The organism is Telluria sp. AIW5, assembly GCF_056680575.1.
The window spans coordinates 2,595,032-2,615,771 of sequence record NZ_CM155289.1 but is presented as its reverse complement, the minus strand read 5'-3'; the positions used below and the strand labels follow the sequence as shown (position 1 = coordinate 2,615,771).

The window sequence follows — 20,740 nt, the reverse complement described above, 5'->3', positions numbered from 1 at the left end:
GTAATGACTCACTGTAAACCCTCCCACAATTGGAAGGTCAAGCGGTTTTGAGACATTCAGATACCGCGTGAGATGCGGTATCTGAACTTCCTACTTATGAGAAGGTTTAGCTTTAAGCTGCCATTCGCTGGCACTCAGCCGCGCACTGTCGGCAGGCTTCTGCACACTTTTGGCAATGGTCCATTTGATGCTGTCCGCACTCATCGGCGCAGGCTTCGCAGATTTCTGCGCAAATGCGGCAAGCTGCCCCCGCGTGTGCACTCCCGCGCGCCATCAGTGCTGCCGCGAAGCGGCATGCCTGGGCGCAGTCCATGTCCAAAGCGATGCACTTTGCCATCGCGGCGACGTGCTCTTCCTTTAAACACATTGCTGCGCAGTTGTCACATGCGTTGGCGCATGCGTTGCATGCATCGATACAGCTTTTAAAAGAATTCATTTCCATGTCGTTCTCCAAATGTGGAAGGTCAAGTTACTCGTAGTACGAAATTGGGTCGCTTCTGAGACGACCCAAGAGGGGTGACGGTTAATCTAGTCTGCGTACGTTTGCAACCGGTACGAAGTCACAGTCACGGAACTGCTTGCACAGCATTTCCCTCATGTCGTTAATTGAGTTCTTCTGCATCGTTACGATGTTGTCGCAGTACCGGCGGAGACCATCGTGAGACAGGTCGCTTTTGACCTGGCATTCGAGGCTAGGGCTTAGCGCAGCAAAGTGATGGCTGCTAAACACCTTGAGAAATTGTTCATCAAACTGGCGTCCAGCAGGGGTACGCTCAAGCATTTGAATCATCTGCATCCCGGAGGGGGCGAGCTTAGGCACGTACGAGACGCCATACCACTCACGCAGCATTCGCTGGGCCTTTGCAATTTCTTCACGCTGACCGCGGTTGGCTTGGCGCGACATCGAACGAATTTCTTCGGCGGATGCCTTAGGGATGCTTTCTGCGTAGCCTGGCGTAGGTGTCGTACCTTCGTCAGGGTTAATGATGGCAGGGTCCCGGACCCGGTCACTACCTGCCGCAAGTTCCGTCATACGTAGGGCCGAGTAATGGTGGTCAATGATGAAGGTCAAATAGTTCTTTTCAAATCGTGCCGTTCTTCCGTCGCCTGGGCCTTCAGCTGACGCTGCCGACGAGAGAAGAAGAGTGCCGGCAGCCGTGACAGCAACAGCCGCCTGACTCCAGCCTGAGCGACGGGTGCGACATGCCCTTCCGATATTTGCGGAGAGTTTGGAATTCATGATTTCCTCTTAACGTAATGAAAGCGATAACGTGCATGCAAGTTCGACGGTCGCCATTATGAAAACGGCAGACAGAGACAAGCTGGAATGCTCACAGGATTACGGAGAGGTATTTCGGCGGTCGCTCTAAGCCAGCTGAGATATGGCTTGCGAATATGCCGGGTGGGGTTACTACGGGAGAGTCGCTTTTGAAGGACTGAATTTTGGCCGAGTGCACTGACGGGGGAGCACCTGCTCCTAGACCGCATGCTGCGCAAGGCTTGCATGAGCCGGTTTTGTTTGGATGCAGCTGGGAAGGTTCGCTGGTCGAGTCGTCCTCAACCATCTGCAAACTGCCTATGTCCTCGCATGGCATCTTCAAAGTCACTCCAGCTTCACCGCCACCAGGCACCAAAATCGTCGACTGTGTCTGTGCTCGTACGCAGCACCCTCCTACCACAGCAGCTAGTCCCTGTAGAGGGACAGCCACCAATAGGAGCCAGAGCATGCACACGCGGGAAAGACCTCGTTTCATGTTGGCAGTCTAGCAGCGAGAAAAAACTTGGGGCACACCGTACTGTCAGGAAAACCTAGATACGAAAACGCTAGGTTGAAGTCCGTCCTTTGAAGCTAGACTGGCGCCAGGCAACTACTTGCAAGTACTCGTCACTTACTGCGGAGTATGCCTGGCCCGCCAAGCTGCCTGGGCAATCCAACGTCACATCGCCGCTGGTGGCTGCTGCGAGGTCAAGACAGCGGCCGCAATTACCGCAGCAAGTAAAACAACGCTCTCAACAATCAAAACAAGTCTTACAGACTGCAGCCCCGGCGTAGAGTGCCGTGCACGTGCAAGTCCGAACACCTTGTTATAGCCGCCGAGGACAAGTGCCACGCTTACAAAGCAAAGCTTCACTAAGAGTGCCGTCGTGTACAGACTACTGGCAAGCAGGTTGTCCACGGTTCCAACTCTGTTCCAAGCGTTGAACAAGCCTGTGGCGAATACTGCTATGACAGCAAGTATTGCAGCTGCAGACATCGATTCCAGATAGTGAGCTATTCGGTTCAAGTCAGGTCGCCCTGCGCCGTTGCCCATCGCTTTCCACGCAGAGACAGCAACTAAGCCCGTCCATGCCCCCATCGCAGTCAGGTGAATTACCTCTGCTGCGAAAGGCAAAGTCCAATAACCGTTTTCACCGGCATGTCCCATTGACGCGCGTACAAATGCGAAGAGACCTAAGGCCGCAAGCACTGCCCACTCACGCCACGCTGCAGTCGAACGAAGTGCTCGAATGACCAGTACCAGCGTAATCGCAAAAAACGAGATATTGCCGGCCCGGCCAATACTTGTCATGGTCAACATCTGCCAGACCACGTCCTTCGCTTCTTGTAGGCCAACACCCCCCATTACCGCGGCGGTTGCCCACAACATAGCACCTGTCCCTACTACACCGAGCACAGCAGCGGCAATATCGCCTGAGCGCAGCAGGGCTTCAGCGTCGGTGCGTGGAATACCTGACGTCACAAGCCAACGACGGGCCAGCCATGAGCCGACAAGCCAAGCGAACGCGGCGTCCAAGGCAACGACTGACCCAACTTGAACGCCTAGGACACTATCCACTTATTTCACCGAGAACGAGAACGTGCCTGTACGACGGTGACCGTCGTGGCCAGCGACGGCCCATTTAACGGTATAAGTGCCAGTAGACAGACCCTTGGTTTGGAGATGCACAATTGCCGGGTTGGCGGTATCGACCTTCGCCTTCTCGGTCTCGACGACCTTACCGTCGGTGTAAGTCAACGTCACGGTGCTAAAAGCTTGCTCAACTTTCTCGTTGAAGGTCAGAGAAATTTCGGCCGGCGCCGTCTCTAACACGGCTCCTGGCGTCGGATTCGAAGCAGTAAGCTTCGCGTGTGCCATCGCGAGTGGGGCTGCGATAGTAGCCGCTGTAAAAACGCAAGCTGCTACGATTTTTTGGATGGTTTTCATGTTTACCTCTAGGTAGTTATTGATTACTTAGCTTTACGGGAGGACCAGTGAACGTGCGTGATGAGCCACTTATCACCCTGCTTTTCCAATACGGCAGTCTCTGTCCCAAACGAGTGCACGTTCGTTCCTTTGAACTTGCCCTTCGTCTCGGTTTCCCGTGTCACGATGGCGATATTCCCTTCAACCCGCTCGTTCTGGCGTATGACCGTTTCCCTCGTCGCTTTAGCGAAGGCCATATCGCTCGGCAGATGGTGCCCCGCATACTCATCGCGTGAGCGCTCGACGTAGCCGGACTCGAAAATCTGGATAGTCGGGGCCAGGAAGACGGTAGCCGCGTCGGCCTTCCCGGCGGTTAGCGCTTCATGAAATGCAGAGACGGTTTCAAGCGGAGTCGCCGCGAATGCCTGGAGCGACGCGGCCGAGAGAGCGATGGCAAAAAGTGTTTGGCGCATAGATGTTTTATGTGTTGGTTGGGGTTGGGACAGCCCGACAAGCGGTTCGTCAACGGCCGACTTGTCGGGCACCCTAGCGTGTTTGCGTTTCTTACTTCTTCGGCGCTGCCGCAGATTTTTTCATCTCGGCCATGTGTGCCACTTCCTTCTTCTGCATCTCGACGAGCTTGTTCGCAAACTCCTTAACTTCGGCATGCTGGAGTTTTGGCGCTGCGGTTTGCGCCATCTTGATGGCGCCCTTGTGGTGCTGGCTCATCATGTCTACAAACATGCGGTCAAACTGCTCACCTTTGGCTGACATCAGCTTGTCGCCACTCATACCTTTCATTGACTCCGGCATGCCCGGCATTTTCATGTTCATCGCTTCTGGCTTACCCGCATACCACTGCTCTTTCCACCCCTTGAGCTGGGCAATCTCTTTTTCCTGGTCGGCCATCATCTTCTTGGCCATATCCTTGAGTTCTTGACTAGCAGCCCGACTTTCAACAAGGCTAGCCATGTGAATTGCCATCTGGTGGTGCATAGCCATGGTGTCCAGAAACTGCTGTTCGTACGGCGCTTTCTCCGCGTTCGGCGAGCTCTTGTGCATCGACTGCATATTTGCCATGTCGTGCCCAGCGCCTTCGTGTGAGCCACCTTGATGCTGAGGCGCCGCGTTGGCGGAAAGCGCAATTACGGCGAACGTAGCAAGTGCAATTTTCGAGATTTTCATATTTACTCCTTGGTTGGTTGCAAACATACTCATCCCAGCTTGGTGCTGCCGGCGTCCACGCTGAATCAGGACGCGGACACCTTCTACTCCCCTTTACCGCTTACTTCTGAACATCCAGCTGAGTAACCACGAAGCGGCCGTCAAGCCTCTCCGCAACGAACTTGATTTTGTCGCCAGCCTTGAGCAAATCGAGTGCTGAAGCGTCCTTAACACCGAACACCATAGTCATACCGGGCATGCCCAAATTCTCGAGCGGGCCGTGTTTAATGGTCAGGCGCCCGGCGTCCTTGTCGACCTTTTTGACTTCGCCCTCGGACATGGCCATTTCTTGACCAGCAACTGCGGCAGGCGTGTGGCTGTCGTGGTCATGCGATTGCGCCATAGCGCTGTTAAACGAGGCAAGTGCGAACGTAACGGCAGCAATATTGGCAACGATTTTTGTGATTTTCATTTGATATCTCTTCTTTCAATTTAGGTTTAGCGGTCTTTTACGGGCCGCCAGTTACGACTTCTGATTCCGTAACCTTGCTCAGTTACTCCACTACCAGGTCAGTGCCCGGAGTGGCCTGACGGTTTGCGGACGTTAAACTCTACGTTCTGCTCTGGCTTCGGCGCAGGCATGGATTGCCCGCCCGCCGATGTACTCCTGACCGCTTCAGGCGGCGCGCCGGTCCACTCGTAAGCGAGCGTGCCAGCTGGATGTTTGTACCAGCCTGGGTCGGTGTAATCACCTCGCTTCTGGTCTTTACGCACTTTCATCACAGTGAACATACCGCCCATTTCGACCTCGCCGAACGGCCCTTGGCCACCCATCATCGGGAGAGTGTTTTCGGGCAGCGGCATCTCCATGCCGCCCATAGAGCCACCTGTAGAACCCATTGCCATATAGTCGGGAATGATTGAACTAATCTTCTTTGCAGCGTCGCGCTGGGAGACGCCAATCATGGTCGGAACGTCGTGGCCCATTGCATTCATAGTGTGATGGGACTTATGGCAATGGAATGCCCAGTCACCAGGGTTGTTCGCGACAAACTCGATGGCACGCATCTGGCCCACTCCAACGTCAACGGTTACTTCTGGCCAACGCGATTCAGGTCGCGTCCAACCTCCGTCGGTGCCGGTCACTTCAAACTCGTGCCCGTGCAGGTGAATTGGGTGATTGGTCATCGTCAGGTTGCCGAAGCGAATACGCACACGCTCGCCTTGGCGCGCGACCATCGAATCGATACCTGGGAAAACGCGACTGTTGAACGTGAATAGGTTGAAGTCCAACATGGTCGAGGTTTTTGGCACGAAGCTTCCTGGCTCGATGTCATAGCTACCGAGCAGGAATACGTAGTCGCGGTCAACCTTCATGAAGTTAGGATTCTTCGGGTGGGTCACCCAGAAGCCCATCATCCCCATGGCCATCTGCACCATTTCGTCGGCATGCGGGTGGTACATGAATGTGCCCGGCCGTTTAGCCTCGAATTCGTACACCATGGTCTTGCCAGGCTGAATGCCTTTTTGCGTCAACCCGGTAACGCCATCCATACCATTTGGCAGCGGTTGGCCATGCCAGTGGATGCTCGTGTGCTCGGGCAGGCGGTTTGTCACGAAAATACGAACACGGTCGCCTTCAACCACTTCAATGGTGGGCCCTGGTGAGGCGCCGTTATATCCCCACAGGTTCGCTTTCATGCCCGGTGCAAATTCACGCACGACAGGCTCAGCAACCAGGTGGAACTCCTTGACTCCGTTGTTCATGCGCCATGGGAGCGACCACCCGTTGAGAGTCACAACCGGGTTGTACGGCCGGCCGTTCGGTGGTGGCGGTGGCACCTGCGTCGCAGCGCTTTGCATGATTACTGCTTCTGGGAGCGATGCTGCGCCAACTCGGCTAACCACCCCGGCGCCAACCAGTGCTGCAGCACCGGTGAACAAATCTCTACGTGAAACCATTTCAACTCTCCAATTAATGTTCAGCCGCCGGCGCGGAGCTCGAGCCGGCGGCGGGCCGTGAGACCGCCCCGCCGCTTCCATTGATGGCCGCCTGCAGCTCGGTCTCCGCAATCCAGAAATCTCGTTGCGCTTCAATGGCGCCGTTTACGCTCGTGACTTGGTCGCGCGAGTCAGCCAGCAACTCGAAAACGCTAGCAAGCATCCCGTTGTAGCGAAGGAGGACCTCTTCCGAAATCTGCTTCCTTAGCGGGACCACCTCGTCGCGATAGTGTTTGGCGACGTCATAGCTAGTGCGGTACGCCGAGTACGCTTCGCGCACTTCCGAGCGCGCGCGAACAGCAGCGTCGGCCGTACGATTGACAGAGAGCATGTACGTTGCCTTCGCACGAGCTCGGCGGGACCCGCCCCAGTCAAAGATAGGTAGTTCCAGCGATATTTCGTAGCCGTTCTCACGCGGCGCCCCGGTAGTGCTCTTGTTGGCGTATCCAGCGTCCAGAACATTGATAAAGCCTGTAGCGTTTGTCAGGCCTAACGACCGGGCGGTAGCGTCAACGTCCCGCTTAGCAATCTGGATGTCGAGTCTCTGTTCCATTGCAAGAGCTTCGAGTGCTCCAGGTTCATTCGGCTTTTGCGGAAGGTCTGGTAGACGGTCCGGAATCTTGAAGTTGACGTTTGAACCCCAGAGGCCTAATAGGCGGACAAGTTGCTCACGCGCTGCCGTAGCAGCGTGGCGAGCGCGGGCATATTGCGTCGTCGCTTCCGCGTAGAAGGCCTGCTCACGTGCCCTGTCCAGTTTGCTCCAGTTGCCAACCTTGGCTTGCTCCTGCGCGAGCTGGGCGCCAGCCTCGGCTGAAGTCACTACCTGGCTCATAAATTTCTCCGTCTGGGCAGCTGCGACGGCGCTGAAGTAAGCACGACGGGTTTCGCTAGCCAAGCGGACTGCTTCGGATGCAGCGGTCAACTTTGCCTGTTCGAACCGGCCGCGCTCGATAGTGCTCCGAACCGGGATGGTCAGGAGACCAATCAGGTCAAACATCACGCTTCGTTCGATTTCAACTTGGTCGCCGCCGCGCATCCGCCTGAACGAAAACCCCGGGTTACGCAGATGGCCAGCTTGGACAAAGTCGGCTTCGGACACGCCGAGTTCTGCAAGCGAAGCCTGGAGGCCGCGGTTGTTGAGCAATGCAATCTGCACCGCGGTATCGGGGGTCAGAGGTGACGACAGGAGCTTCGAGACCTCCACAGAGCTAGCCTGCGCATCGTGGTCATTCCGTTCCCCGACCACTGGGAAACCGGTACGAGGCTTCGTCAGCTTTGATACGTCGCTCGCGCCGCCGTCGTTAGACAAGGTCGAGCATCCAGTCAGAACTGATATCGCCAATAAGAGACTGCTAGTCTTCAATACAGGTGTAAAAGCGAAAGGCTTCATTTCTTTGTCCCTTCTTCTTGGTGTTGCTGGTGCTGTCCATGCGAGCTATTTCCTGCGTCACTTGCCGGAGCTGGAGGAGTAGCCTTGGCCGGCTTTTTCTCCTGGCCCATATGGTGTCCAGCGTGCGCGTCGGGCTTTGCCACCGGCGCCATTTGATGACCCGCGTGCGGGTCCGACTTTGGAGCTGGTGCCATTTGATGACCTGTGTGTGCTGCCGGCGAAGGTTGGCCAGTAGGGGCAGCCGGAGCGACGGATTGAGTTGGCATCTGATGACCTGCATGGGCCCCTTGGCTAGCCTGTTCAGCTGGCGCCCGATGGCCGGCATGGGCATCTGGATTTGCGCTTTGAGTCGGCATCGTGTGTCCAGCGTGGCTGCTCGCATCTTGGACTTCAGCCGCCGGGTCGCCCTGAGCGTCCCCATGCATGCCCTCGTTAGCGACCGTAGCGTTAGCCTCTTTCCATACTTTGTCTGGCGAGACGCTGGTGTCTTCAGCCGGCCTGTACGTTGAAAGAACCGAGGTGTACGTCGTTTGTGAAACCTGAGCAGCTGGGTCGGCCGCTTTAAGAGAAGCTGGTGGCTCGCCGGCGATAGCCGCGAACGAAGTTACGGCTACCGCACTGGCGGCAACAAAACGTTTGGAGAACATAGTCGTCCCATAATCGAAATTGAGCGCGCAGCAGTAGTGCGCGACAAAAGCACAACGAAATACGAGCGAGTACGCGCGTCGTTGCTACCGAAAACGATTAAGCGGCGAGATGCCGAGGGGGACGTTCGAGACTGTCAGGAATGAAACCAGCGACAAGAGTAGAGCCAAAGGTCACATAGACCTCAGCGCTGTTGTAGGAGGGTTTGAAGGTCAAGAGCTGCGGCGGTGCAACCGCGCCAACACAGCACGCAGCACAAGCACTGCATGAGCCATGCTTAAAGGACTGAGAAGTATTGTCACTGTGTTCGTTGGATGATGCCATCTCAGGACACGCTTCATCATCACCTGACTGCTGGTCCATAGCGGCAACGTGCGAACTAGCCGACGCATCGCTGTGGTCCATCGAGGCAACTGCACCCATGGTCATACCCTGATGGCCAGAACTGCACGTGCGCAGCACATTTGCCGCGAATGCCTGGAAGGGCATCACGGCAATTAGCAGCCATAGCAGATAGGTTTTCAGGGTGCGATTCATTGGTTGAGAGTGTAGCACGGTCGTTTATGTCGTCAAGGCGACGCGAAACAGCCAAATATGCCGCTAGGCGACTTAAATCGAACAATACAGCTTCCTACAATGGGAAGGTCAAGCGAAATCATAGGCCCCCTGAAAAGAAAACCGACTTACGCCCCGCCATGTGCCGGATGGCAGTTGTCATAAGTGCAAAAACGAAGTAATAATGCTGAGCAACAATACCTTAGGTGTTGCACTTAATTACAACTTCACTGGGCTCATCCATACTAATGAACCTCATCAGACTTGCGCTTTCACTGCTGCTTCTCGTATCCGCACATGTAGGCGCCCAGGATGCAAAGCTAAGCCAAAACTATCGCTTCTGTGAAGCTGGCTATTCGAGCTGTGACGCATCCCTCCTCACCGCGCCGCAGCTTGAGCAAGTACGCCAGTCCGCCCTGACACGAAATTTTCGGTATTGCGACAGCGGGTACTCAAGTTGCGATTTGAGTCAGCTAACAGAACGCCAGCGAGCACAGGTTCATGACTCGGCCCTGGCAAGGAACTTCCGTCACTGCGATAGCGGTTACAGTAGTTGTGACCAATCCCTATTGACGCCGTCACAGCAAGCTCAAGTCAGCGAATCGCATCGAAAGCGAAACTTCCGTAACTGCGACAGCGGCTATTCATCCTGCGACTCGACTTTGCTGACCCAGCAGCAGCAGGACAAGGTTACAGTCTCGGCCTTGGACCGAAATTTCACGAACTGCGACAAGGGGTATTCGGCGTGCGATACGGCTCTCTTGACAGCAGCGCAGCGCAAGCAAGCGGAGGCGTCTGGTCTTGCTCGCAACTTCCGAAGCTGCAACAGCGGCTACTCCGCATGCGATACCAGCCTCCTCACCGACATCCAACGCACTACCGTTGAAGAATCTGCAATTCGTCGGAATGCGTACAACTGCCAGAAGGGGTACAGCAACTGTGTTCACACGGCCACGGTTTCTGAGGTCCTATCTCCGGCGCAAGGGCGCAGTGCCAATGGATTGCACGCGCGCGCCGCTGACTCCTACGGCACAGGTGGCCAACAGGTTTTGTACGCGAAGCCTTATAGCTCGTCCACCAAGTCTCAAACGTCAGCTGCTGCCCTTGTCTCTGACGCAGCTGAACCAACCGCATTGCCGCCCCCCAGCGGCTCTTCTTGCGCTGAAAATGGGTCCTGCTACGGCGACATTAGCTCGGCAACTATGCGGCCTAAGACGACTCATGTTAGCGGGTACACGCGACGCGACGGAACCTACGTTCGCGGACACTATCGCAGCAAGTAACCCATCCATTGTTAACACGGGCCGCCCTAGTGTTAGCCTGTTTACTCTTTTTAGAGAAGTTACATCCCGGGCAAAGATGCCCCCTACTTGCTTACGGTAGGCAAGTTCGCATCTTCGCTCGGCGGCGCGATTGCAGTCGCCCGGGCATACCGGTTCGCGCAAATGCGCCAGTACTCCAGCCAGACTTCAAGCGAATTTGCTCGCTCCTACCTCACCTCTAGCTGCTGCCCAGTGTGCACCCATGGTATCCCGCTTGGCGCTCTTGTTCCTCATCGACCGCGGGGTTTTGAGCCCTCTCCTTCGACGAAAGCGGTATACGGACCAGTTTTAGCCTTTTCCGTCGCTTATCTGGCGGCATTACTATTTACGCGTCCAACTCAAAAATTCGCTGTTGACCTTCCCATCGCGGTAACCCCTACATTGGAGTCTCACCTTTCAAAGGAGCTGTCATGTATGAACTGGATGTCTTGAAGATGAACTGTGGGGGATGCGTCCGCGGCGTTACACAGGCGGTGCACGCTCTCGACAGCGCTGCCCGTGTCGAGGTCGACCTCGCAAGTAAGAAAGTTCGCGTTGCTACAGAGATGGGCTTAGATGCCGTCAAGTCGGCAATCATCAATGCTGGCTACCCGGTGACAGAAGCATCTGGCTCCTGATACCACTAGGCAGAGCGGGCAACCCGCTCTGCCTCGCTTTCGCAATTACTCGCTTAGCATGCGCCCGACCGGGTGTCCGCAGGCGGCATCCTGCTTAGCAAGAGTTCCAACCCCAAATACCTCAACTCCAGCAAGCGCCCGAGCTACGCGCAGGCACGCGGCTTCGCCAACTCATCAAGAATCGGGCAATCTGGATGATTGTCGCCATGGCAGTTGTTGGCCACATGGTGCAACTGGGCCCGAATCGACTGTAGTTTCGCAATGTCCTCATCGAGCTCAGCAATGTATCTCTGGGCCAACTCTTTCACGTCTGCGCTATGTCGGCCGCGGTCTTGCCAGAGGCTGAGCAAGGTTTTGATACGCTCAATTGAGAATCCAAGGTCGCGGGAGCGTTTGATGAAGCGTAAGGTTTGCACGTCATTAGAAGTGTATTGGCGGTAACCAGAGTCAGTGCGATTCGCAGCCGTAATGAGGTCAATGCTTTCATAGTACCGAATCATCTTGGCGGTAACGCCTGAGGCGTCGGCAGCTTGTCCAATGTTCATCATTTACCTCCGATAGCAAGGGCCGGCTTCCACCGGCGGAGAAGCAGCGCGTTCGATACTACGCATACGCTTGAGAGTGCCATTGCAGCTCCTGCAATGATTGGGTTGAGGTACCCGAATGCAGCAAGTGGTATGCCTACAATGTTGTACACGAAGGCCCAGCCTAAATTTTGCTGAATTTTCCGGTACGTCTTCTTCGATATGTCGATAGCATCCGCAACCAGCCTCGGGTCTCCCCGCATCAACGTAATCCCTGCGGTATGCATCGCCACGTCCGTGCCGGTAGACATAGCAATCCCAACGTCCGCAGACGCAAGAGCAGGCGCATCGTTGATACCGTCGCCTACCATTGCGACGACCTTGCCAGCGGTCTTGAGCGCGGCCACCACATCGGCCTTGTCAGAAGGGAGCACCTGGGCACGAAAATCGTCTATACCTACAGCGTTGGCTACGCTTCGAGCGCTGCCAGCGTTGTCCCCGGTAAGCATGACCGAAGCCACTCCGATATCTCTAAGACGGCTCACTGCAGCCTTAGCCGATGGCTTCAACGTATCCCCGAACGCCAGCAATCCAGCCAGCTCGACTTTGCCATTCTGTTGCACAGCAACCCAGGAGACGGTTCGGCCGACGGCTTCATGGCACGCTGCCGACGCGTCAATATCGCTGAGCACAACGCCTATCTCCTCCAACAGCCCACGGTTTCCCAGAAAAACAGTTGCCCCTTCGACGTCGGCGCGAACACCTCGACCGGGAAGTGCCTGTGCATTCGTGGCTGGAAGCCTTCTCCCTCCGCTCTTCTGAGCTTCTGCTTCGACCGCCTTCGCAAGGGGGTGGTCACTATATTGTTGGACGGCCCGCGCTAGGGAGAGAACCTCGTTTTCGGTACGTCCGATTCCTTCGGTAGCAACGACAGCTGGCTTGCCCTCAGTCAGAGTGCCGGTCTTATCGAAAGCGACCACGTTCACTGCGTGCGCTGTCTCAAGCGCTTCGGCGTCTTTGATGAGAATCCCGTAACGTGCTGCGACGCCAGTTCCTGCCATTATTGAAGTCGGAGTTGCGAGACCGAGTGCACATGGACAAGCGATAACTTGCACTGCTACGGCGTTGAGTAGCGCTTGCTGCCAGTCGCCGGTCAGCAAGCCCCATCCCAAAAAAGTCACAACTGAAATCAGAAGAACAACCGGTACAAACACGGCGCTGACCTTGTCGACTAGACGCTGAATTGGTGCCTTGACCGCTTGCGCATCCTCCACGAGCTTGATGATATTGGACAGCATAGTGTCGCCGCCAACTGCGGTGGCCTGCAGGACAAGCATGCCCTCGGCATTCACTGCGCCACCGGTGACTAGGTCGCCGATGTTTTTCGCGACCGGCAGGCTTTCGCCAGTAAGCAGCGACTCATCAAGATGACTTGAACCTTCAACGACCTTACCATCGACCGGTACACGGTCACCTGGACGGACAATGACCAGGTCGCCAACGAGGACCTGTCCGACTGGAATCTCGGCATCATGGTCACCTCGTCGTACCAATGCGACTGTGGCACGTAACGACTCCAGGGCGCGCAGTGCGGCGACAGTTTGATGTTTCGCTCGTGCCTCTAACCATTTACCGAGAAGAACCAACGTAATCACGACGGCGGAGGTCTCGAAGTAAAGATGCGACATCCCCTCATGATTGCCTTGTGTGAGGAGCAGATACACTGACAGCCCGTAAGCCGAAGTGGTCCCGAGAGCGACCAAGAGGTCCATATTCCCTGTGCGCGCAAGGAGGGCTTTCCAGCCAGCCTTATAGAATCGGGCACCTAGCCAAAACTGGACTGGCGTTGCCAACGCCAACTGGAGCCAGCCAGGTAGTGCCAGGTTTAAGCCGAACGGCATGAGCAGCATCGGCAACACGAGCGGCAGACTTAGTAGCGCTGCAGCCGCGACCGGCCACCACGTTGGAATACTGCTCCGCGTAGCGTTCTGTTGAACAGAAGCATCAGTTGCCGCGACAGCGTGATAGCCGGCCTTTTCAACAACTCCAATCAACTGCTCAACTGTCACGCCGACAGCGGTCACACGTGCCTTCTCGGTCGCGAGATTCACCGACGCATCGGTCACGCCAGGTACATTCTTGAGTGCCTTCTCAACACGCCCAACACACGATGCGCACGTCATTTCAGAGACCGAGAGCGAGAACGTTTCACTATGCACTTCATAACCAGCCTTTTCGACAGCGGTATAGAGCGTATTGGGGCTAACCCCTGAGACAACGTGAACGGTCGCCTTTTCTGTGGCCAAATTGACAGCAACGTGCTCTACACCAGCAACGGCCTTCAAGGCTTTCTCAACACGCCCGACACAGGAAGCGCATGTCATGCCGACTACTGGGAAGGTGAAAGCCGCCGCTGCAGCGGTAGGTTTGATGACTGCATTCATTTTGGTTCTCCGGTCCTCGATTAAATGAAGGATAGACCTTCCAGCGATGGTAAGGTCAAGGACTTGTTGCAGTCGAACCTGGGTCGCGAAAAGCTCTGAACTCGAGATGACACTGGGATAGAATCGGTGCATACACGATTACTGTTTAGATAATTCCATCCGATGCGGCGTTCTTTCCCGTCACTGTTCCGCTACGTTGCTCTGTTGTTGGTGCTTACCGTTTTCAACACGGGAATCGCCATGGCTTCGTACGTCTGTCCAGAGCTGACGATGAAAGTGATGGACTCGCAGATGATGGACGGCATGCCATGTGCTGGCATGGACATCGAAAAGCCGGTGCATTGCGCTGAACTCTCTGCAGACACTAAAGCATCGCTAGAGCACCACAGTGCACCTCCAAGTTTGGCACCGCTCTCGAATCCAGCCTTAGTGCGCATCCTTGTACCGCTGCTGCAGATGGCGTCGCCCACGCCGTGGTCTGGCGAGATTCCAGAGCCCGACGCCGACCCGCCGTACCTACGTACGCACAGAATCCGAATCTAATCGCCTCCCGCCTGCTTAACGCCCGGTAGCTTTTGCTGCCGGCGCTCGTTTTCAATCGCGGAGGATTTATGCTTTCTATTTTTACGTCGTATGCACCCGTGCCAGGCGCCCCTGCACGGAAACGCCACACTCTGCTCGTAGCTGTTCTACTTCTTACCTCGAGCCTAGCTAACGCTAGTACAACGCTGCTCACCTTCGACGAGGCGCTACGTCTCGCTGCAGCCACCTCCGCCTCTGCCAGGGCGTCCCGTGCTTCGGTCGCGGCAAGTTCTCAGGCGGCGGCAAGAGCAGACCAACTACCTGACCCGACGCTCAAGCTGGGCCTCGACAATCTGCCTGTGTCGGGCCCCGACAAATTCCGCCCCAATGCCGACTTCATGACGATGCGCCGGATTGGCATCGAACAGCAATGGGTCTCCCGAGACAAACGTCAAGCCCGGTCAGAGCGCGCTCAACGCGCAACCGAGGCCGCTGAAGGTGAATACCTCGAAAAGGTCGCAACCGTGCGCGAAGAGGCCGGCAAAGCCTGGCTAACTGTTCTGTACAGACAGCGTGCAGTAGCGCTTTCACGGGCCGTTGCGCGCGAGATGGAACAGGACCTCGCAGCCCTTCAGGCGGCACATCGCGGCGCCAAGGCTTCAGCTAGCGATGTGCTGCAGGCGAAGACGGAGCTAATCTTGAGTCGCGACTCGATACAGGCGGCGGAGCAGGAGTTGGAAACTGCGCAAATTAACCTGCGCAGATGGACGCGCACGGACATTGTCGGGGTGGCAGACACGCCGCCTGAACTCACAACACACGTTCCGACTCTGCCGGCGTCCGAGCTCGAACGTTATCACCCAACCGTTCTGAATGCACGCCGGGCGGTTAGCCTTGCAGACGCTGACAAGGCGGTAGCCGTCCGCGAGCGAAACCCCGATTGGTCATTTGAAGTCGGCTTTGCCCAACGGAGCAGCCAGTACTCGAACATGGTGTCGTTTGGCGTGAGCATTCCGCTCACCCTCAACCGAGCCCAGCGACAGGACCGTGACATCGCGGAGAAGTCCGAACTCGGAACGAAAGCCAGGCTGGAATACGAAGAAGCACTTGTCGACATGCAGTCGATGATACAAGCGCAGTCAGCTCAACTCGAAAGCTTCAAGCGCCGTATTGCGCAGCTCAACATGGAGCTGCTCCCAACTGCCAACCAACAGGTGGACCTCTCGCTCGCCGACTACAGCGGCGGCACCGGCACCTTAACCGCCGTTTTCAAAGCTAGGCGTACATCGCTTGAAAAGCGTTTGCAAGTTAATGCGCTAGAACAGGAAGCTGCCCTCGTCTGGGCAAGCCTCGAGCTTCACGTAATCCCGCATGGCATTGCAACGCATTCGAGGGCAGCACAATGAAAAACACATACAAGCCACGAACCGCAATTCTCATCGTTGCAGGTTCGCTTCTCGCCTTTGGCGGCTATTGGGCGGGCACAAAGACGGCCGCCCCCAGAGCCGGCGCAGGCACACAAGGTAAAGCGTCGCCAGCGGGTACTTCCACATCTAATGTCGACCCGGCGACAGGGAAACGAGTCCTCTATTGGCATGACCCTATGGTCCCGGGTGAGCGCTTCGACAAGCCAGGCAAGAGTCCTTTTATGGATATGGAGCTCGTGCCTGTGTACGCCGAGGAAGGTGGCGAAGCGGCTGGGGTAAAAATCTCACCGTCACTTCAACAAAACCTTGGCATTCGCTTCGCGACCGTTCGGCGCGCCGAGCAAGCGGTCTCTCTGGAACTCATAGGCAGCACCCAGTTCGATGAAAGCAAAGCCGAAGTCGTTCAAAGCCGAGTAGTCGGTTTTATCGACAAGCTTCATGTGCGGGCACCCCAGCAACAAGTGAAGCGCGGCCAGGCATTCGCGTCTATCTATGTCCCTGACTGGCTGGCTCCGCAGGAGGAGTATTTGGCGCTAAAGCAAAGCGGTGACACAACATTGATGGCCGCTGCTCGCCAGCGAATGCGAGCGCTGTCTATTCCGGACTCGATGGTTGCGGCCATGGACCGTACAGGCCGGCCACAAAGCCACCTGACGCTCTCGTCCCCGGTTTCTGGCATCGTCACCGAGCTAGCTGTCCGCGAAGGGGCACAGGTCACGCCTGGAATGACGATTGCAAGGGTCGTCGGTATGAACACAATTTGGTTGCTCGCCGAAGTGCCTGAGGCGCTTATCAACTCAGCGCGTCCTGGCATGCAGGTAAGCGCAACCTTCGCCGGCGCCCCACAGCGCACCTATCAAGGGAAAGTGCGTGAGATTCTGCCAGGCGTAAGTACCGCCACCCGGACAGCTCAAGCTCGACTGGAACTGGACAACAAAGATGGAAGCCTCATCCCGGGAATGTTAATGCGCGTCAGGCTCAGCGCTTCGAAGCCTGAATCACGTCTCTTGGTTCAATCCGAGGCCATCATCGCGTCGGGTAAGCGCTCCATCGTTTTTGTTGCTGGCGAGAAGAACAGCATGCGCCCAGTGATTGTCTCTCTAGGACGAGAAATCGGCGGCGAAACTGAGATTCTCAGTGGGCTGAGCGAAGGCCAGCGCGTGGTCGCGTCAGGTCAATTCTTGATAGATTCGGAAGCGAATCTGAAGTCCATACTGCCGAAGCTTGCGACCGACGCCCCGATGCCCCCTAAAGACGTCAGTCCGAGCGCACCGACACCGGACGTGCAGCCAAGTCCAATGCCACAGATGTCGATGCCCCCTAAGCCGACAGATACGACGAAACCTGTCCAACCATCGTCACCATCCCACCAAGGAACTGGCAAAGTCGAAAAGGTAACCGACGAGGCGATAACGCTGTCGCATGGCCCTATCGCCACGCTGCAGTGGCCTGCGATGACGATGGACTTCAAGAAGTCGAAGCCGGACTCGTTCAAGGAAATCAAGGTTGGCCAGACTGTCCAATTCTCGTTCGTCGAAGGCGAAGACGGCTACGTTCTAAAGAGGGTGGTAGTCGCGGCCGGAGGCAAGCCGTGATTGCCCGCATCATACGGGCATCAATCGCAGGGCGTGCCTGGGTTCTCATTGCGGCCGTGCTGGTAGCCGTCTGGGGCGTCTACTCGCTGCGCGCGACATCACTGGACGCGCTTCCGGACCTTTCAGATACTCAGGTAATTATCCGGGCCCAATATCCCGGCAAGGCACCGCAGTTGGTCGAAGACCAGGTCACCTATCCACTGACAACGGCGCTCCTCTCTGTTCCAGGAGCGAAGACCGTTCGCGGCTACTCCTTCTTCGGAGACTCGTTCGTCTATGTCTTGTTCGATGACGATACTGACCTGTACTGGGCGCGCTCACGCGTTACTGAGTACGTTAATCAGGTACAGAGTCGTCTTCCTGCCGGCGTGCGGGCAGAACTGGGGCCGGACGGCACGGGCGTCGGCTGGGTGTTTGAGTACGCTTTAGTTGACCGAAGCGGCAAGAACGACCTTAGCCAGCTTCGCGCTCTCAACGACTGGTTTCTGAAATTCGAACTCAAAACAGTTCAGGACGTTGCTGAAGTGGCGAGCATTGGCGGAATGGTCCGTCAGTATCAAATTGTGCTCGACCCGGACAAGCTCCGGGTGTTTGGCATGTCTCACGCCAAGGTACTCGACGCGGTCCAGAACGCCAACGAAGAGTCAGGCGGTTCTGTCATCGAGATGGCCGAAACCGAGTTCATGGTTCGCTCCCATGGCTATCTACGCTCGTTAGAAGACTTTCGAAATATCGTTCTCAATGCGAGCGATGCAGGCACGCCAGTCCTGCTTCGCGACGTGGCCTCGGTCCGCCTGGGCCCTGAGATGCGACGAGGTATAGCGGAGCTGAATGGGGAAGGAGAGGTAGCGGGCGGCGTTGTCATTATGCGCTCAGGGAAAAACGCACTAGACACCATCGCTGCTGTAAAAGCCAAGCTAGCGACGCTTCAAGCGTCCCTTCCGAAAGGTGTCGAAGTAGTGACCACTTACGACCGTTCGAAACTGATTTCCGCATCAGTAGCGAACCTGCGTGACAAGCTTATCGAAGAGTTCGTGGTTGTCGCAATCGTGTGCGCTGTCTTCCTTTTCCACGTTAGAAGTGCGCTGGTCGCTGTCGTGACACTTCCACTAGCCGTACTCGCGGCATTCGTTGTGATGCGATACCAAGGTGTGAATGCAAACATCATGTCGCTCGGAGGCATCGCTATCGCGGTCGGGGCGGCGACCGACGCTGCTCTAGTACTTATCGAGAACGCGCACAAGCATCTGGAAGCGCATGCGCACGCCCATCCGAAAACGAGCCTCGACGCTCGGACCCGATGGGACATCATCGCGAAGTCGTCCGTGGAAGTCGGTCCCGCACTCTTCTTCTCGCTTCTCATCGTCACGCTTTCGTTCATTCCAGTGTTCGGCCTTGAGGCGCAAGAAGGCAAACTGTTCGCACCTCTCGCCTTCACAAAGACGTACACGCTCGCCGCGGCGGCAGCACTTTCGATTACGCTGGTACCAGTGCTGATGGGTTATCTCATCAGGGGGCGCATTCCCAGCGAGGAGTCCAATCCAGTAAATCGGCTGCTTATCAAAGGCTACCGGCCACTCCTGGAAGCCACTTTGAAGCATCCTAGGACAACGCTCGGCATGGCTTTGGTTGCACTGCTGCTGACGGCTATCCCTATCTCAAAGCTGGGAGGAGAATTCCTTCCTCCGTTGAATGAGGGGGACCTCTTGTATATGCCCTCAGCGCTTCCAGGGCTATCCGCAGCTAAGGCCAGCGAACTGCTTCAGCAAACGGACCGCCTCATCAAAACCGTTCCCGAAGTGGCCACTGTATTTGGCAAGGCTGGCCGTGCAGAGTCCGCGACCGACCCAGCTCCAATGGAAATGTTCGAAACAACCGTTCAGTTCAAACCGCGAGACCAGTGGCGTCCGGGCATGACGCCCGAGAAGCTAGTAGAGGAGCTCGACAAAGTCGTGAAGGTTCCCGGGCTGTCGAACGTCTGGGTGCCACCAATTCGCAATCGCATCGACATGCTCTCCACCGGCATCAAAACCCCAGTCGGCGTCAAAGTATCAGGCCCTGACCTGGCCCAAATCGACAAGATTACTACCGCGGTAGAGGCAGCAGTAAAGACAGTCCCGGGTGTCACCTCTGCCCTTGCTGAGCGGTTAAGCGGCGGCCGGTATATCGACATCGACATCGACAGGCTTCGCGCAGCGAGGTATGGCATGAGCGTCGCCGACATACAGACCATCGTCTCATCGGCAGTCGGTGGCGAGAACGTCGGAGAAGTGGTCGATGGACGCCAACGTTTCCCAATAAACGTGCGCTACCCGCAGGACTATCGGAACTCTGTTCAGTCCCTGCGGGAGCTTCCCATCGTTACTGGTCGTGGCGCCCAGATTCGCCTCGGCGACGTCGCGTCCCTGTCAGTCACTGACGGGCCTCCTATGATTCGTAGCGAGAACGCCAGGCTGTCAGGATGGGTGTATGTGGACGTCCGCGGCGTTGACCTGTCGACAGCCGTACGCGCGATGCAGGAACAGGTGCACGACAAAGTGAAGCTGCCGTCTGGTTACGCCATAGGTTGGTCGGGACAATTCGAGTACATGGAACGCGCGTCTGCGAGGCTCAAGACCGTAGTGCCGCTTACTTTATTGGTCATATTCATGCTGCTCTACCTCGCATTTCGCTCCGTCGCGGAAGCGGCGCTACTAATGATAACTGTGCCCTTCGCTCTGGTTGGCGGATTTTGGTTCATCTGGTTCCTCGGACATGCGATATCGGTCGCCACTGCTGTTGGCTTCATTGCTCTCGCAGGGCTCGCTGCGGAGTTTGGTGTCGTCATGCAGGTGTACTTACGAAATGCACTGCAGGCGCGCTTGAACGCGGGACAGCCTCTAACAAGCGAGTTGATTCTGGAGGCGATACGCGAGGGCGCCCTTCTGCGGATACGGCCTAAAGCAATGACGGTCGCGGTCATTCTTGCTGGCCTACTCCCTATCATGTTTGGTCATGGTGCGGGGTCAGAGGTCATGCAGAGAATTGCGGCCCCTATGGTTGGCGGCATGCTTACTGCTCCACTGCTCTCGTTGTTCGTCATACCTGCTGCATGGCGATTGCTGCAAGAGCACGCTATTCGTGGCCGGTAGCGCCTCCGCTTCCATTTCTGTATGGATTAGGCTGCCAGGCCGGTTCTCCGAATGGTTGCGAATCAGGGTAGCTAGGCCGTTAAACGAATCACGCGAACAAAGAGATATCGTCCGCCGCAAAGGTATTTTCTTCCAACTTCAAACGTGTCTTTGTAGACAAGGAATGTTAAATGTGCGAAAACTGGTTATTGACCACAAAGCAGCAACCCTACGAAAAG

Annotated in this window: 17 protein-coding genes; 5 read left to right on the top strand and 12 right to left on the bottom strand. The window is 56.3% G+C overall.

The window, feature by feature from the left end; all coding sequences use genetic code 11:
- Positions 1-112 precede the first annotated feature (112 nt).
- The 10 genes from AC1MEM_RS11470 to AC1MEM_RS11425 form a co-directional block, all read right to left on the bottom strand.
- Complete coding sequence (locus tag AC1MEM_RS11470) at positions 113-442, bottom strand: four-helix bundle copper-binding protein (RefSeq protein WP_499477344.1); 330 nt, start codon at positions 440-442, stop codon at positions 113-115.
- An 81-nt stretch (positions 443-523) separates the two neighbouring features.
- Entirely contained in the window at positions 524-1,240 is a 717-nt protein-coding gene (locus AC1MEM_RS11465; protein WP_499477343.1) for a DUF305 domain-containing protein, read from the bottom strand.
- A gap of 697 nt (positions 1,241-1,937) precedes the next feature.
- Positions 1,938-2,795 carry a CopD family protein gene (locus tag AC1MEM_RS11460; protein WP_499477342.1) on the bottom strand — a complete coding sequence of 286 codons (858 nt, stop codon included), beginning with the start codon at positions 2,793-2,795 and terminating at the stop codon, positions 1,938-1,940.
- 42 nt (positions 2,796-2,837) lie between these two features.
- On the bottom strand, positions 2,838-3,206 hold the full coding sequence (gene copC / locus AC1MEM_RS11455; protein ID WP_499477340.1) for a copper homeostasis periplasmic binding protein CopC: 369 nt from the start codon (positions 3,204-3,206) through the stop codon (positions 2,838-2,840).
- Between the two features lie 23 nt (positions 3,207-3,229).
- Positions 3,230-3,658, bottom strand: coding sequence for a YybH family protein (locus tag AC1MEM_RS11450; RefSeq protein ID WP_499477339.1), 429 nt, complete (start codon positions 3,656-3,658; stop codon positions 3,230-3,232).
- 91 nt (positions 3,659-3,749) lie between these two features.
- Entirely contained in the window at positions 3,750-4,370 is a 621-nt protein-coding gene (locus AC1MEM_RS11445; protein WP_499477338.1) for a DUF305 domain-containing protein, read from the bottom strand.
- A gap of 100 nt (positions 4,371-4,470) precedes the next feature.
- Positions 4,471-4,821, bottom strand: a complete 351-nt coding sequence (locus AC1MEM_RS11440) for a copper-binding protein (RefSeq protein WP_499477336.1) — start codon at positions 4,819-4,821, stop codon at positions 4,471-4,473.
- Between the two features lie 98 nt (positions 4,822-4,919).
- On the bottom strand, positions 4,920-6,311 hold the full coding sequence (locus tag AC1MEM_RS11435; RefSeq protein WP_499477335.1) for a multicopper oxidase family protein: 1,392 nt from the start codon (positions 6,309-6,311) through the stop codon (positions 4,920-4,922).
- A gap of 13 nt (positions 6,312-6,324) precedes the next feature.
- Positions 6,325-7,740 carry a TolC family protein gene (locus AC1MEM_RS11430; RefSeq protein ID WP_499477334.1) on the bottom strand — a complete coding sequence of 472 codons (1,416 nt, stop codon included), beginning with the start codon at positions 7,738-7,740 and terminating at the stop codon, positions 6,325-6,327.
- 744 nt (positions 7,741-8,484) lie between these two features.
- Positions 8,485-8,922, bottom strand: a complete 438-nt coding sequence (locus tag AC1MEM_RS11425) for a hypothetical protein (RefSeq protein ID WP_499477333.1) — start codon at positions 8,920-8,922, stop codon at positions 8,485-8,487.
- 1,750 nt (positions 8,923-10,672) lie between these two features.
- On the opposite strand from AC1MEM_RS11425, the gene AC1MEM_RS11420 reads away from it, so the two are divergent.
- Positions 10,673-10,879: a heavy-metal-associated domain-containing protein gene (locus AC1MEM_RS11420; protein ID WP_499477332.1), complete on the top strand. Its 207-nt coding sequence runs from the start codon at positions 10,673-10,675 to the stop codon at positions 10,877-10,879.
- Between the two features lie 143 nt (positions 10,880-11,022).
- Here the strand turns inward: AC1MEM_RS11420 and cueR are convergent, their stop codons facing one another.
- Together cueR and AC1MEM_RS11410 are read right to left on the bottom strand one after the other, a co-directional pair.
- On the bottom strand, positions 11,023-11,427 hold the full coding sequence (gene cueR / locus AC1MEM_RS11415; protein ID WP_499477331.1) for a Cu(I)-responsive transcriptional regulator: 405 nt from the start codon (positions 11,425-11,427) through the stop codon (positions 11,023-11,025).
- Entirely contained in the window at positions 11,424-13,847 is a 2,424-nt protein-coding gene (locus AC1MEM_RS11410; protein ID WP_499477330.1) for a heavy metal translocating P-type ATPase, read from the bottom strand. The genes cueR and AC1MEM_RS11410 overlap by 4 nt, the downstream gene beginning before the upstream one ends.
- 162 nt (positions 13,848-14,009) lie before the next feature.
- Here AC1MEM_RS11410 and AC1MEM_RS11405 point away from each other — a divergent pair, with 162 nt between their 5' ends.
- From AC1MEM_RS11405 to AC1MEM_RS11390, 4 genes are all read left to right on the top strand, one after another.
- Entirely contained in the window at positions 14,010-14,390 is a 381-nt protein-coding gene (locus AC1MEM_RS11405; RefSeq protein ID WP_499477329.1) for a hypothetical protein, read from the top strand.
- A 68-nt stretch (positions 14,391-14,458) separates the two neighbouring features.
- Positions 14,459-15,775, top strand: coding sequence for a TolC family protein (locus tag AC1MEM_RS11400; RefSeq protein WP_499477328.1), 1,317 nt, complete (start codon positions 14,459-14,461; stop codon positions 15,773-15,775).
- Positions 15,772-17,391, top strand: coding sequence for an efflux RND transporter periplasmic adaptor subunit (locus tag AC1MEM_RS11395; RefSeq protein ID WP_499477326.1), 1,620 nt, complete (start codon positions 15,772-15,774; stop codon positions 17,389-17,391). Before AC1MEM_RS11400 ends, AC1MEM_RS11395 begins: the two co-directional genes overlap by 4 nt.
- Positions 17,388-20,522 carry an efflux RND transporter permease subunit gene (locus tag AC1MEM_RS11390; RefSeq protein WP_499477325.1) on the top strand — a complete coding sequence of 1,045 codons (3,135 nt, stop codon included), beginning with the start codon at positions 17,388-17,390 and terminating at the stop codon, positions 20,520-20,522. The genes AC1MEM_RS11395 and AC1MEM_RS11390 overlap by 4 nt, the downstream gene beginning before the upstream one ends.
- The last annotated feature ends 218 nt before the right edge of the window (positions 20,523-20,740 follow it).

Coding starts and splice junctions, on each gene's coding strand:
- AC1MEM_RS11470 (WP_499477344.1), bottom strand. CDS start 442: ATGGAAATGAATTCTTTTAAAAGCTGTATCGATGCATGCAACGCATGC.
- AC1MEM_RS11465 (WP_499477343.1), bottom strand. CDS start 1,240: ATGAATTCCAAACTCTCCGCAAATATCGGAAGGGCATGTCGCACCCGT.
- copC (WP_499477340.1), bottom strand. CDS start 3,206: ATGAAAACCATCCAAAAAATCGTAGCAGCTTGCGTTTTTACAGCGGCT.
- AC1MEM_RS11450 (WP_499477339.1), bottom strand. CDS start 3,658: ATGCGCCAAACACTTTTTGCCATCGCTCTCTCGGCCGCGTCGCTCCAG.
- AC1MEM_RS11445 (WP_499477338.1), bottom strand. CDS start 4,370: ATGAAAATCTCGAAAATTGCACTTGCTACGTTCGCCGTAATTGCGCTT.
- AC1MEM_RS11440 (WP_499477336.1), bottom strand. CDS start 4,821: ATGAAAATCACAAAAATCGTTGCCAATATTGCTGCCGTTACGTTCGCA.
- AC1MEM_RS11435 (WP_499477335.1), bottom strand. CDS start 6,311: ATGGTTTCACGTAGAGATTTGTTCACCGGTGCTGCAGCACTGGTTGGC.
- AC1MEM_RS11430 (WP_499477334.1), bottom strand. CDS start 7,740: ATGAAGCCTTTCGCTTTTACACCTGTATTGAAGACTAGCAGTCTCTTA.
- AC1MEM_RS11425 (WP_499477333.1), bottom strand. CDS start 8,922: ATGAATCGCACCCTGAAAACCTATCTGCTATGGCTGCTAATTGCCGTG.
- AC1MEM_RS11420 (WP_499477332.1), top strand. CDS start 10,673: ATGTATGAACTGGATGTCTTGAAGATGAACTGTGGGGGATGCGTCCGC.
- cueR (WP_499477331.1), bottom strand. CDS start 11,427: ATGATGAACATTGGACAAGCTGCCGACGCCTCAGGCGTTACCGCCAAG.
- AC1MEM_RS11410 (WP_499477330.1), bottom strand. CDS start 13,847: ATGAATGCAGTCATCAAACCTACCGCTGCAGCGGCGGCTTTCACCTTC.
- AC1MEM_RS11405 (WP_499477329.1), top strand. CDS start 14,010: ATGCGGCGTTCTTTCCCGTCACTGTTCCGCTACGTTGCTCTGTTGTTG.
- AC1MEM_RS11400 (WP_499477328.1), top strand. CDS start 14,459: ATGCTTTCTATTTTTACGTCGTATGCACCCGTGCCAGGCGCCCCTGCA.
- AC1MEM_RS11395 (WP_499477326.1), top strand. CDS start 15,772: ATGAAAAACACATACAAGCCACGAACCGCAATTCTCATCGTTGCAGGT.